8 protein-coding genes are annotated in these 13,711 nt (G+C 32.5%); 5 read left to right on the top strand and 3 right to left on the bottom strand.

The genetic code is table 11. The features are described 5' to 3' along the window. Positions 1–32: 32 nt before the first annotated feature. Complete coding sequence (locus tag DFQ07_RS00810; RefSeq protein ID WP_133534390.1) at positions 33–227, bottom strand: hypothetical protein; 195 nt, start codon at positions 225–227, stop codon at positions 33–35. A gap of 1,673 nt (positions 228–1,900) precedes the next feature. Between DFQ07_RS00810 and DFQ07_RS00805 the strand changes: the two genes are divergently transcribed. The 3 genes from DFQ07_RS00805 (at position 1,901) to DFQ07_RS00795 (ending at position 7,094) form a co-directional block, all read left to right on the top strand. After that, positions 1,901–3,361 (top strand): alkaline phosphatase PhoX, encoded by a 1,461-nt coding sequence (locus tag DFQ07_RS00805; protein WP_133534389.1) that lies wholly within the window; start codon positions 1,901–1,903, stop codon positions 3,359–3,361. A gap of 41 nt (positions 3,362–3,402) precedes the next feature. Further along, positions 3,403–5,157: a cytochrome-c peroxidase gene (locus DFQ07_RS00800; RefSeq protein ID WP_243743907.1), complete on the top strand. Its 1,755-nt coding sequence runs from the start codon at positions 3,403–3,405 to the stop codon at positions 5,155–5,157. A 278-nt stretch (positions 5,158–5,435) separates the two neighbouring features. Next, positions 5,436–7,094: a sodium:solute symporter gene (locus tag DFQ07_RS00795; protein WP_133534387.1), complete on the top strand. Its 1,659-nt coding sequence runs from the start codon at positions 5,436–5,438 to the stop codon at positions 7,092–7,094. Here DFQ07_RS00795 and DFQ07_RS00790 read toward each other — a convergent pair. Both DFQ07_RS00790 and cmk read right to left on the bottom strand, forming a co-directional pair. Continuing rightward, the gene (locus tag DFQ07_RS00790) at positions 7,091–8,578 is read right to left on the bottom strand and encodes an NAD(P)H-hydrate dehydratase (protein WP_133534386.1); all 1,488 of its coding nucleotides are present in this window, start codon (positions 8,576–8,578) and stop codon (positions 7,091–7,093) included. The genes DFQ07_RS00795 and DFQ07_RS00790 overlap by 4 nt on opposite strands. A 76-nt stretch (positions 8,579–8,654) precedes the next feature. Beyond that, positions 8,655–9,344 (bottom strand): (d)CMP kinase, encoded by a 690-nt coding sequence (gene cmk / locus DFQ07_RS00785; protein ID WP_133534385.1) that lies wholly within the window; start codon positions 9,342–9,344, stop codon positions 8,655–8,657. A 279-nt stretch (positions 9,345–9,623) separates the two neighbouring features. On the opposite strand from cmk, the gene DFQ07_RS00780 reads away from it, so the two are divergent. Next, on the top strand, positions 9,624–11,858 hold the full coding sequence (locus DFQ07_RS00780) for a T9SS type B sorting domain-containing protein (protein WP_133534384.1): 2,235 nt from the start codon (positions 9,624–9,626) through the stop codon (positions 11,856–11,858). 8 nt (positions 11,859–11,866) lie between these two features. Next, complete coding sequence (locus tag DFQ07_RS00775) at positions 11,867–13,702, top strand: PorP/SprF family type IX secretion system membrane protein (RefSeq protein ID WP_133534383.1); 1,836 nt, start codon at positions 11,867–11,869, stop codon at positions 13,700–13,702. Positions 13,703–13,711: the final 9 nt, after the last annotated feature.

Raw genomic sequence — 13,711 nt, 5'->3', positions numbered from 1 at the left:
CCTTAAGTAAATTTACCTAAGGCAAAAAAGGATTAACCTTTACCAGTTCCTTGATCTTCACCACCATCACCACCAGTATCATCAATTGGGTTATCAGTGTCAATTGAGTTAATTAATTCAGTTTTCTCAATGGTGTTGTTTGGTACTATATCTTCTGTTAAATCTGTACAACTAGTGGTTAAAAGAGTTAACATGCTTATTAGTAGTATTATTTTTAAAGTTCTCATAATTTCAATTTTTAAATTTTGACAATAGTTTTCCTGGCCGCATATGCAGCTTGTATAGCATCGAAATGTTTTTTCGATTTATTTAACTTCAATTAAATTGAAGCAATAGTCATCTAGCCCAAGTAATTATGGGTAGTTGGTAGAATTAAATTGATGGAAACATCAATGTATGAAGATGTGTAACTGCTAAGGCCTATTGAGTACAACAGACTTCAGGAAATTCTACTTTGCCGTTAATAAGGAAGCGTTTGCAATTTTGAAATGAACGCTAGTTGATTTTTAATTCTAAAATAGTGACACCATTATAAATAATGAATGTAATTTTAGTAAGCGTTCTTGTTTTTTGAGTAAACGTCCTTTTTCATTTAGTGTGTGCAATTTTAATGTTTTCATAGCTGTTAAATTTGTCCTATTAATATAGTGAAAAAAAACGAATTGTACAAGTTTTTAGCTTGTTGCAAAATGTATTTCAAAAAAAAGGCGTCTTTTTAAAAAGACGCCTTTGTGTTATATATTAGTATAGAATAATTGCTAATTCTTCATAAAATATTGTTCTTCACAATAAACATCCTTATCTTTTTTAGTTTTGTAATCAACACCTCTGTTAAGAGACTTGTTGTTACTTCTGTTTGTGTAAATTAATATCATAGTTTCTGTTATTATTTTGTTTTAAATACCAATTAAGAATTGCTTAATAAGTATGGTACAAATATATGAATATTTTATAATAAAACAAGAATTTATTTAATTTAATTAATTGATAATCAATAAGTTAGTTTGTTTTTAGAATGTAGGGTAGCTGTCCGGATTATATCCAGATATTTATTGTTTTTGCAACATTTTGTTTGTCAGTTGCTTAGTGTTCAATTAGATAGTTTTTGTATGTTTCAAATTAAAATATCATAGTCTTAAAAAAATATATAAAAAAAGCGTCCAAATAACTTGGACGCTTTATATATAGTTAGTTTTTATAATCAAATCATGTTTGAGTTTCATTATAATTAACATATAACGTCCGATTTCGATAGGTTACTTCATCAGTATTTCCTCGAAAACCACATTTTGGGCTTGTAAGCTCCTGTGCTATATGTAAAATCATTTTTTTCATAATAAAGCAAATATACAATATTTACCAAAATAGTACATAATACTAATTGGTTGACTGTTTTTTTTTGTGAAAAGTAAGGGTGAGCCTCACCAAAAGTAAGGGCGAACCTCACCAAGTTGTAAAATGTATAAAATATCTTTGCTTCGGTTAAAATTTAAGCCTTAAGTAAGGTAAGATATAAGAAGGGGATTTATATCACGTCGTTGGGGAAAATTCTATGAAAAAAGAAAACAAAATGATTTTTTACTCTAACCAAAGTAAAAACTATGATGCAAGTTGAAGAACGCCTTTTTTAAGGCGTTTTTTTGTTAAAAAGAATAAGAGTAATGTTGATAAATCTAATTTTATATGTTTTTTATTTGTTAAGCGTCTTCATTTTGGAGTTGATGATGTTTTTTTAAGACGCTTGATAGTTAAGCTATTAACTGTAGGTTTAGTTTTGATATACTTAATGTTATAGTAACCTTCGTAACTTTTTAGTGAGCTAGATTTAAACTGTAGTTAAGAACTTGTTAAAGTAAGTATTGTTGATTTGCGTTTGTAAAATAAAAATTAATACAAAACAATGAAAAACTTACTTAAATTAGGATTATTAGGTGTTTGTACTACTATTACATTAACATCATGTGATTCTGAGAGTACACCTAACCATGGAGATTCAATTGAATTAAAGGCTCATTCTAAAACCCCTAACTTTTTAAAATTAGAATCTGAGTTTTCAGGAGTGAAAATTTACCCAATCTTATCATCAGAAGATAAATTAGAAGATGCACCAAACTTTGTGTATGGCTCTATGGCCGATGGTTCTGGATTAATTAGAAATTCAGATGGTACTTACAGTTTAGTAAATAATATTGAAGCAGATTATTCTATTGCTCGAATTAAATTTGATGAAACATTTAAGCCAATTCATGGAGAGTACATTTTAAATGCTAATGCAACTGCAAGTACAGCTCAATGTTCAGGTTCTTTAATTACTATGGAAGAGCATGGTTTTGGACCTTTATATTTATCAGGAGGTGAATGGGGAGGTGCTTCTAAAGGTGTTTTTGCAACCGATCCATTCAAAGATGCTTCAGCAGCAAGTACACCAAGAATGTTAACAGCTATGGGGCAATGGTCAACTGAAAACGCTGTAGCAATAGGTAAAGATGCATACAGTGATAAAACTGTTGTGTTTATTGGTGACGATCACTCAGATAATGAAGTTCCTTCAGGGCAGCTAGGTATGTATGTAGGAAATAGAGGAGATTTAGAAGGTGGTAAACTATATGGATTAAAAGTAACTGATGAAGGAGTTACTTATGAGATGGATATGGAAGAAGGTACAATATATAATGCTTCTTTTGTTGAATTGACAGAGAAAAACCTTGATTTATTAGATGCTGAGGCAAAAGAAAAAGGAGTGATGGGATTCTCTCGTTTAGAAGATATTGATTGGAGAAGAGGTTCTGCTAAGAACAATCGCGAAATTTATTTTTGTGTAACAGGACGTAAGAAAGATGGATTAATTGGTAAGGGAACAGTTTACGGGCGTGTTTATAAAGTAGAATTAAACGAAAATGATCCTACCGGAGCAGCTAAAATTACGTGTGTGTTAGATGGAGATAAATTAGAAGGTAAAGCAAAACTTTTCCATAGTCCAGATAATATTGTTGTAACAGAAAACTATGCGTACATCCAAGAAGATCCAAATGGGTATTTTGATGGAGAAAAAAATCACGCTGCAAGTTTATATCAATATAACTTAAAAACAGGAGAGTTAAAGAAAGTATTAGAATGTGATCAAGTAGCAGCTTCAGCTGCAGGGTACGGAAGTACTTTTGCAGAAAACGCTTGGGAAATTACTGGTATGATTGATATTTCTAAAACAATAGGAATAAGTAATACATTTTTAGTAATTACTCAAAATCACGGTTGGGTTCCAGCAGATGGAGGAGCTTTTACCGATCCTTTAGCAAATGATGCTGCTGAAACAACAAAAGAAGGAAGTCAATTATATGTGATTCAAGGATTAGATAGATAATGACAAACAGTTTTAAAAAAATAAAAAAGACACATGTTATCATGTGTCTTTTTCTAGTATCTATAGTTGGTTGTAAACAAGAAAAAACAGCCAGTTATATAAAGGTTGATAATAATCAAGCTTATGTAGCTAAAATTCAAGAGTATTACTCGCAACATCTCGATAGTTGTATTAGGTTGTTAGAAGAAATAAATACTCTTGAAGCAGTTTCAGAAAAGCTAAGAAAATATAAGTCAGCAAGGAGGGAATTCAAGTTAATTGAACCTATTTTGGCCTTTACTGATAAAGAAAACTATAAAAGTGTAAATGCTCCTAATCTATTAAAAGTTGAAGAAGAAGATGCAACAGATATTAAGATTCGAAATCCTTTCGGATTCCAAGTTATAGAAGAATTATTGCATGAAGATCAAGTAGACTTAGTTGCGGTTAAAGAAACGGTGTGTAAAACCGCAAATCGACTTAAATTAATAGCAAACAATAATAAGTTATATTTAAAAAAATACCATGTACTATGGTTGCTACGCGATCAGATTGCTCGTATAGCTTTAGTAGGAATTACAGGTTTTGATTCTCCAGTCTTAGAGCAGTCATTAATAGAAGCTAAAACAAACTACGAAACTTTACTTTTTATAGTGAACGTATATAAAAATGAATTTTCAAGTCTTAAAAGATATACTGCATTGGTAAATGAATTAAAGGAAACTCAAAAAGTATTGCAAGAAGGTGAATTTACTTCTTTTAATCGTTTTTATTTTATCAAAAATCATGCACATAAGCAATTAGAATTATTAGCAAATACAGTAGAAGATTGGAAGGTAGAGTTTCCGTTAACTATGGCATTCAATAACAATATAACATCTTTGTTTTCAAAAGAAACGTTTAATATTAATTTCTTTAACGATTATCATCAGGCAGAGAATGCAAAGGTTAAAGAAAAAATAGCTTTAGGAAAAAAGTTGTTCAACGATACAAGTTTGTCTAAAGATGGTGTGATGAGCTGTGCTACCTGTCATATCAAAGACAAAGCGTTTACAGATGGTTTAGTGGCTTTTCCGAAGCAAATTAGAAATACGCCAACGTTAGCATATGCAGCGTATCAACAAAGCTTTTTTCACGATGGAAGAGCAGGAAGTTTAGAAGGGCAAATTGTAGGAGTGGTTGAAAATAAAAATGAGTTCCATACCGATTTAGAAAACTTAACAACATCGATTGAAAATGATAGTGCGTATGTAGCGTCGTTTACAAGTTTATACGGAAAAGTCAACGACTTCAATATTAGAAATGCCATAGCAGATTATATAAGAAGTTTAGGTGATTTTAGTTCTAAATTTGATAAGAATATCAATAAAAAAGAAAACACGTTAACTACTTCTGAGATTAATGGATTCAATCTTTTTATGGGAAAAGCAAAATGTGCTACTTGTCATTTTCCACCTGTATTTAATGGAACGGTTCCTCCTAATTTTTCAGAAACTGAAGTGGAGTCTATAGGAGTTCCAAATTTAGAAGAAACGGGATTAGATAGTGACTTAGGAGTTTATAATGTGTTTAAAACTGAAGAAAGAAAACATTTTTTTAAAACAGCTACGGTTCGTAATATTTCCAAAACAGCTCCCTATATGCATAATGGGGTGTATAAGACTTTACAGCAAGTAGTTGATTTTTACAATAAAGGAGGAGGGCAAGGTTTAGGGTACCATGTTTCTAATCAAACGTTACCAGCAGATAAATTGAATTTGTCAGAGAATGAAATTCAAGATTTAATAGCCTTTATGGAGACTCTTACAGATGAGTAAAATCATTCTGTTTTTTATAGTTAACAACAGAAACTCTCTAAAAATATCTTTAGAGAGTTTTTTATTTTTTGCGGATTAGAAAAGAACATTTAGAAAAAGTTAACGTTTTTTTATTCCTAAATCTATAAATTGAAAGCCGAATAAAAATCAATCAACGAAACAATTCAATTATGGATAAAAAGTATATATGGAAAAAAGAATACACTTTAGTCTTAGTGGCTAATTTAGTGTATATCATCATCTTTTATTTTATCACCAATATATATACAAAATAAGCTATGCAAATATTAGATTGGATTGTTCTTTCTGTAACTTTATTGTTTATTGTTTTATATGGAGCTTGGAAAACTAGAGGAAGTAAAAACGTTAATGAATATTTAAAAGGAGGAAACGAAAGTAAATGGTGGACAATTGGTTTGTCGGTTATGGCAACACAAGCCAGTGCAATTACGTTTTTATCAACTCCAGGACAAGCATTTCACAGTGGAATGGGATTTGTGCAATTTTATTTCGGGCTGCCTATTGCTATGGTCATTATTTGTTTGGTGTTTATTCCCATTTATCACCGATTAAAGGTGTATACAGCTTACGAATATTTAGAAGGAAGATTTGATCAAAAAACACGAACGTTAACCGCAATTTTATTTTTAATTCAGCGTGGATTAGCAGCTGGAATTACCATTTTTGCACCTGCTATTATATTATCGGCTGTGTTGGGTTGGAATTTAATACAGTTAAATATTATCATTGGTGTTTTGGTGATTATTTATACGGTTTCTGGTGGTACCAAGGCTGTGAGTGTAACACAAAAACAGCAAATGGCGGTAATTTTTGCAGGAATGTTTATTGCGTTTTGTTTGATATTACAGTACTTACCTGATGATATTACTTTTACTAAAGCATTAGAAATCGCTGGAGCTTCTGATAAAATGAAAGTACTTAATTTCTCTTGGGACTTAAACAACCGCTATACAGTTTGGACAGGAATTTTGGGAGGGACTTTTTTAATGTTATCATATTTTGGGACTGATCAAAGTCAGGTACAGCGATATTTGTCTGGAAAATCGTTACGTGAGAGTCAGTTAGGGTTGATTTTTAACGGATTGTTAAAAGTACCTATGCAGTTTTTTATTTTATTAGTAGGGGTAATGGTATTTGTGTTTTATCAATTCAATCCCTCTCCACTTAACTTCAATCCAAAAGCAGGAAAAGCTATTGCAAATTCTAATCTTGAAACAATTGAAGAATATGTAAAATTAGAAGAACAACATCGTTTTATTGAAGGCCGAAAAAAAGCATTAATTTTTGAAGGATTAACGTCTGAAAATATTGCACAAATTAAAGAGTTTAATGAGCAAGATAAAATATTAAAAGAAAAGGGAAAGACTATTATTTCTAAAGCTGACCCACTAGTAGAGACGAATGATAAAGACTATGTTTTTATTCACTTTATCTTGAATAACTTACCAAAAGGTTTAATAGGTTTGTTATTGGCGGTTATTTTATCTGCAGCCATGTCTTCTACAGCTTCTGAGTTAAACGCTTTGGGAAGTACTACTGCAATTGATTTGTATAAACGCAACGTAACAAAAGAATATAGCGAAGGTCATTATGTAAAAATGTCAAAATGGTTTACGTTAGGGTGGGGTATTATGGCAATTTTAGTTGCTTGTGTGGCTAATCTGTTCGATAACCTAATTCAGTTGGTAAATATTATTGGTTCTATTTTTTACGGAAACGTGTTAGGAATATTTTTACTCGCTTTTTTTATAAAGTATGTAAAAGGAAGTGCGGTGTTTATAGCAGCAATTATAACACAATTTATCATCATTGCTGTTTGGTATATTGATTGGTTACCATATTTATGGTTAAATGCACTAGGTTGTGGTTTAGTAATGTTATTAGCAGTACTAATTCAATCGTTTTCTAAGGACTAACTTTTTTCTATTCGTAAATGCTCAATAATATCAGAAGCAATTAATGCATTGTAGCCTTTTTTGTTAGCTGCTTCGTCACCTGCTTTCCCATGAAAATAAACAGCTAGTAAAGCGGCGTGTAAAGAATTGTAGTTTTGAGCTAGTAGTCCTGTTATAATTCCAGTGAGTACATCACCGCTACCACCCGTAGCCATACCTTGATTTCCAGAAGTGTTGAAATACAAATTCCCTTCAGGAGAAGAGATACTTGTATAAGCATTTTTTAAAACGACAATACATTTATGTTTTACTGAAAAAGCTAATTGTTTTTGAAAACGTTCGGTTGAGGTATGTGAGGTTCCTGCTAATCTATCGAACTCTTTAATATGCGGTGTTAAAATAGAATTTTCAGAAATTAAAGATTTTAGGTCTTGGTTGTTTGCGAGTATATTAATAGCATCTGCATCAATAACTAGTGGATTGTTGCTTTCTGAAAGTAATTTCTTTAAAACTTTAGCAGTCTTGTTATGAATACCAAGTCCTGGACCTATCCCGACAATGTCGTATTTGGAAATTTTTGGGAGTTGGGTCGTGAATTCTTCATTCTCATCGATTAGACACATGGCCTCTGGTATGGTAGATTGTATAATGTTATATCCACATTTAGGAATATAAGTTGTTAGTAAGCCAACACCACTTCTCAAGCAAGCTCTTGAGGATAGTACAGCAGCGCCTATTTTTCCGTAAGAACCTGCAATTAATAAAGCGTGTCCGTAACTTCCTTTGTGTGATTGACGAGGTCTTGGCTTTAGAATGTCTACAATTTGTTCGTCTAAAACATAATAGTTGCTACTTTGTTGTTGAATAAACACTTCATCTAAACCAATATCAACTGTTTTCCAATTTTTTACATAGTTTCCATTTTCAGGAAAAAAGAATGAAAATTTTGGTCGTTGAAAACTAACCACAAGATCTGCTTGAATAATCGTTTCAGAATTAGATAACTCATCACAATACAATCCAGAAGGAATATCAATGGAATACACAGTTTTTTTAGCTTGGTTGATACTTTCGATAACTTGTTGTACAAAACCAGTGATGGGTTTTGAGAGTCCTGAACCGAAAATTGCATCAATAATTACGTCATATTCAGAGAAATTAGGAATATGATCATTCGATTTTACAATGATGGTATCGTTGAGTTTTTGAAAATTAGTATTACAATCAGGAGAAAGCGTTTCTTTAAATTGAATTAATATAGGGTGTACCTTGTATTTCTTACTCCTTAAAATTCGAGCAACAGCAAAACCATCACCACCGTTATTACCAATTCCACAAACAATTGCAATTTTTTGTGAATGGAGTAGAAATGGTTCAATAGCACTGACAAAAGCAAGAGCTGCATGCCCCATGAGAGCGAAAGAAGTAATCTCTTTTTCAGCAATAGTGTGTTTGTCAGTCTTTCTTATTTGAGAAGTGTCAAGTATTTTTTGAAGATTATCCATGTAAGAAATTTACGACTTTAAACACGATATTCAAAAAATAAAACCCGCTAAAATTGCGGGTTTTTAATTATGTGTATTAGTTAATTCGGTTATTAACCAGACTCATAATGCGTTCAAATTGTTCTTTGAGTCCCATGTCAGAATTATCAAACTCAATAGCATCGCTAGCCATTACTAAGGGAGAATCTTCTCTGGTAGAATCTATTCTGTCGCGCTCTTGTACGTTTTGCAAAATTTCTTGGTAGTTAACCTTATCGCCACGTTCTATGAGTTCTTTGTAGCGTCTGGTAGCGCGTTTGTCGGCAGAGGCAGTCATAAATAATTTTAATTCAGCATCAGGAAAAACCACGGTTCCTATATCGCGACCATCCATTACAATGCCTTTGTTTTTACCCATTTCTTGTTGCTCACTAACTAATTTTTTTCGTACTTCAGAAATGGCAGCAACTTTACTTACTAGTTTAGAAACCTCAATGGTTCTAATTTCTTTTTCAACATTAATTCCGTTTAAAAACATTTCAGCAAAGCCAAGGTTTTCATTAAAAGTAAACGATAAAGAAATATTGCTTAAATCTGTTATTAAATCATTTGGGTTAAAATGATTTTCAGAAATATAATTCTGTTGCATGGCATATAAGGTAACCGCTCTGTACATGGCACCTGTATCTACATATATATATCCCAATTCTTTTGCAAGTTGTTTCGCAATGGTGCTTTTTCCTGTAGAAGAAAAACCGTCGATAGCTATAGTGATTTTCTTTGTCATGATAAAAAAATGGATTGCAAAGATATGGTAGATATTCTAAAAACAAACAAGAGTTGTAGTGCTTATTAGATGTCTTTTTTAACAAGCTTTTAATGAGTTTGTTATTTGTTTTTGATGAATGTTCTTTTGAAATAATTAGCAGCGGTTTTGTTTTTCAAGAAACTTTAATTGTATCTTACAGATAGATTTTATATATTCCAACGTTAATTTTGTTAAGAATTTTTTGCGTTTTTTTTGAGAAAAAGCCTAAATTTGACAACCCCTAAAAGGATCCCTTAGATGAAAAAACACACTAAAAGCATTTTAGTACTTTTAGCGATGCTCCTCTTTTGCGTAAGCACGAGCGTGGTGTCTCAGGTTTTGGAGACTCCCATTGTAGCAAATGGAGAGGGACAGGCATGTGATTTAACGGGTACGACTGACTTTCCTTTAAGAATAACATTTAACACTGCACCTTTTAACGACGATAATGTTTTTATTACTGAGCTTTCTGACGAAAATGGTTCTTTTGCAGATGCTAGTAAAGTGAAAGAAGTAAGGAGGCTTATTAGCACTGTAGGAGGAACTAATTATAATCAATTATATAAAATAGAAACAACTTTTCAGTTGCCAGCAGGTACTTTTGGTAAAAACTATAAAATACGAGTTAGAACAACTTCTCCTGTAATGTCGCAAGAATCAGATTTTTTTGAAGCATATTATGATATGTTTGCAGAAGGAGAATTGGAAATTAATGGAGGAGTGCCCTTTACATTGTGTAATAGTGAAACAAAAGAAGTAACGCTTAATACTAGTGTAGTTGGAGAGTATTTATGGTATATATCGAAAAGTGGAACGACTGATGAACTTGTGGCAACAACACAAGAACCCAAGTATACGATAACTAAAGCAGGATTATATTATGTTTTTATTGATTATGGGAAATGTGGTGGTATTAGGTCTAATTATTTAAATGTTTCAGGACTTAGTAATAATGAAGCTCAGATAGATGTGCCATCAACAACTGTTGAAATTTGTGGGGGGGTACCATACACTTTTAACGCTAAGGTAACCAATACTTCATATACATATAAATGGTACCAAGATGGTAATTTGGTAAAGTCTTCTAATGAGCCTACATATACTACACCTAATGCTGGGCAATTTGGAACTTATCGTTTAGAGATTGAAACTGGAAGTTGTACAACGGTTTCAGATAATGTTGTGTTACAGCAAAAGACAACAGCTGGCTTTAATGTAAATACCACAGGAACATTAAAAACCGTGATTTTGCCAGGAGAAACGAGAGATTTGTGTATTACGCACGATGCGTCTTCTGGAACAATTCAATGGTATAAAGATGATGTTTCTTTAGGTACCGCGGCTAATCAACTATGTTTCAATGCAAAAGTTGCAGGAGTTTATTTTGCTAGTGTAAAAGAGAGTACAGGGTCTTCTTGTGATGCTATAGTAGATTCTGAGAAATATACTTTGTTAGGTGTTGATTCGCTAATAGCATCTATTAGAACTGATACAAATTATGAAGAATGTAAATCTTCAACTGCAAAGTTAAGTATTGTAGGCGTACAAGCAAAAGCTAAAGATGGGAACACATATGATTTGACAGCTGCCCAAATAGGCTTGTTAAGTTATCAATGGAATAAAGATGGCGCTCCTGTTTCTGGAGCAACCAATAATGAATTGACGCTTAACTCATTTATTGATAGCGGTATGTATACCTTAACAGTAAGTGTAGGAGCTATACCAGGAAGTTCTAATAACTTAGATGTTAAATTAGTAGAGGTTCCTCAGGTTACTTCTAGCTCAGCTTCTAACTCATTGTGTGTAGGAGTGCCAATTACTTATACAATAAATAATGTTATTACAGGTTATACATATCAGTGGATAAAAGATGGTACTCAAGATGTAACACCTGCAGATCCAAAAATCTTAGAGGTTACAGAAGTTGGAGAATATGTGTTGAAATACTCAGGTTTTGGGTGTAATAGTGAATTAAATCCAATTGTTGTAGTTCCTTTTGACGATTCTGCAGTTACCATAACACCATCAGAAATTGTGGTGATGGAAGCAGGAAGTTCTGCTACAGTAGTTGCTGCAGGAGGCGAGACATATGAATGGTATCAAGGTGAAGATAATTCAGGAGCTTTGTTGTCAACGACGGAAGAATTAATAGTAACTACTCTAGGTTTTTATACGGTATATGTAAAAGTAGGAAATTGTACGGTGCAAAAAACAATAGAAGTGGTAGAACCAGATGGGCAAATTATAGTGCCTAATATTGTGTCACCTAATCAGGATGGTATAAATGATACTTGGAAATTATCAAATTCGTATGCATATCAGCCTAGTGTACAAGTAATATTGTACAATTCAAATGGAAAAGAAATTTTAAATACAACCGATTATAAAAATGATTGGCCAATGGAGAGTTTGGGTAATCAAAAAATATTTTATTATAAGATTATTAAAGACGATAAGTTGATGAAAGCAGGAACAATATCGGTATTAGATTAAGTGAATATATGATAAAAAAAATTACTTTCTTTATTATAGTAGTGTTAAATGTGTTTGCTTTACAAGCACAAACTTCTAGTAATGAGCAGCAGTATAATACTTTTAGCTCTCGTAATTTTATGAAGTTTAATCGCTTTTTAACCGTACCTACTTTTTCTGCTTTAAGAGAAAATAAAACCTCATTGTCAGCTATAGTGAGGAATAGTAATATAGAATTTGAAGACAACCCGAGGTTGTATCTCGCTGCTTACTCTGGAAAAATGCGGGAAAACGTCGGCGCTGGTATGGCAATTTACCAACAAGAAGTAGGAGTATTTAAAGATTTCGGTGCCTTAGCTAACTATGCGCACCGTTTGCAGTTAAACGAAACCATGGATTTAACCTTCGGATTTAACTTTTTATACAGTAGAAGAAGTGCTGATGGATTGAAGGTAAATTCAACCGAGCCAGATCCGCAAGTAGCCAATTTTCAAGACGTTCCTGTCGTGAATTTGCAGCCAGCTATTACCTTATCGGTAGGTAAGTTTGATGTGGGAGTATTCTTTGAAAATCTGCTAGATTTCAATATGAAAAAAAGTGAGATGGCTACATCGTTCGGCGAGAAAACATTTTCTGGGCATGTAATGTACTCACACGAACTTACGTATGCCTCAGGTCTTTTTGAAGGAGCCGATATAAGACTTATGGCAATTGCCAGAAAACCTGGAGATGGTGAATTTGGATTATCAGGAAATGCAATTTTAGATTTACCCAAAGCAGGTTGGGTAAAAGCAGGTTATGATAAAACTTATGGTATTTCTGCAGGAATGGGAGTAAATTTATCAGATAGGTTGGCTATAGGTTTTACGTATGAAAAAAGCAGTTTTGCCGCTACTAACGAGATAGGTCTGATTTATAATTTTGGTAAAAAATCATTTGTTAGAGAGCGTCCTAAACGTAGGGGAGGTAATGTTAAAGTGGCTTTACCAGAGAGAGCACCTCAAAAACAAATAGAATATAAGAATCCTGAACATAATGATTTGTCGGATGAAATTCAGCAAGCACAAGACTCTATTGATATTTTAAATAAAAAGATAGATGAAGTATTACGATTGTTGAAAAATCAACCAGCACCAAAAACGATTACGAATAATATAATTGTTAAAGATACTGTTGCTCAGGTAAAAGATACTACGTTGCGAAGAAGATCGGATAAACCGTGGCGTAAAAGTACTATTACACGTTCAGGTGGAGGAGGTACTATGTATTATGTAATTTCTGATCAATTTAGAAGTAAAGAAAATGCTGAAGTTTTAATAGAAAAATGGAAACGATTAGATATTGAAGCTAAATATGTATTTGAACCAAGAAAAAAATTATATTACGTATATATAGATAGATTTGCAAAAGAAGAAGACGCTCAAGAAAAAGTAGACGATTTTAATGATAAAACTCGTTTATTTGAAAAGAATGAAGATAAGAAAGATGATGCGACAATAAAAGTTAAGAAAATAACGAAAGATCCTGTGTATGTAGTTAAAATTACATTAGGAGGAGATGAAAGAGAAAGTTACGAAGAGCCTAAAACACAACCACCAGCAAGGGTGCGCACAATGGAACTAGAAGGTGTAGAACCAGGATATTATTTACAGGTGTATGTAAATTCTCAAAAAGCGTTAGCCGACAGAAATGTTGATGAGTTAAGAAATGATGATATAGAAGCAGGTTATTTTATAAATCCAAAAACGGGTTATATGCATATTTATATTTTTAAGACAGACAATAGAGAAGAAGCTATTAAGATGTATAATACAAACTTAAAAGGAGCATTTTACGATCGTAAAACCATCGTACATATTAAATAAGAATACAAA

The organism is Tenacibaculum caenipelagi (assembly GCF_004363005.1).
Taxonomy (GTDB): Bacteria; Bacteroidota; Bacteroidia; order Flavobacteriales; family Flavobacteriaceae; genus Polaribacter; species Polaribacter caenipelagi.
Note: the sequence above shows the minus strand (reverse complement) of the source record. Positions and strands in the feature narration are given on the sequence as shown.

Bases quoted from the DNA above. Each gene is read 5' to 3' on its own strand.
- DFQ07_RS00800 (WP_243743907.1), top strand. From the start codon at position 3,403: ATGTGTCTTTTTCTAGTATCTATAGTTGGTTGTAAACAAGAAAAAACA.
- DFQ07_RS00810 (WP_133534390.1), bottom strand. From the start codon at position 227: ATGAGAACTTTAAAAATAATACTACTAATAAGCATGTTAACTCTTTTA.
- DFQ07_RS00805 (WP_133534389.1), top strand. From the start codon at position 1,901: ATGAAAAACTTACTTAAATTAGGATTATTAGGTGTTTGTACTACTATT.
- DFQ07_RS00780 (WP_133534384.1), top strand. From the start codon at position 9,624: ATGAAAAAACACACTAAAAGCATTTTAGTACTTTTAGCGATGCTCCTC.
- cmk (WP_133534385.1), bottom strand. From the start codon at position 9,344: ATGACAAAGAAAATCACTATAGCTATCGACGGTTTTTCTTCTACAGGA.
- DFQ07_RS00790 (WP_133534386.1), bottom strand. From the start codon at position 8,578: ATGGATAATCTTCAAAAAATACTTGACACTTCTCAAATAAGAAAGACT.
- DFQ07_RS00795 (WP_133534387.1), top strand. From the start codon at position 5,436: ATGCAAATATTAGATTGGATTGTTCTTTCTGTAACTTTATTGTTTATT.
- DFQ07_RS00775 (WP_133534383.1), top strand. From the start codon at position 11,867: ATGATAAAAAAAATTACTTTCTTTATTATAGTAGTGTTAAATGTGTTT.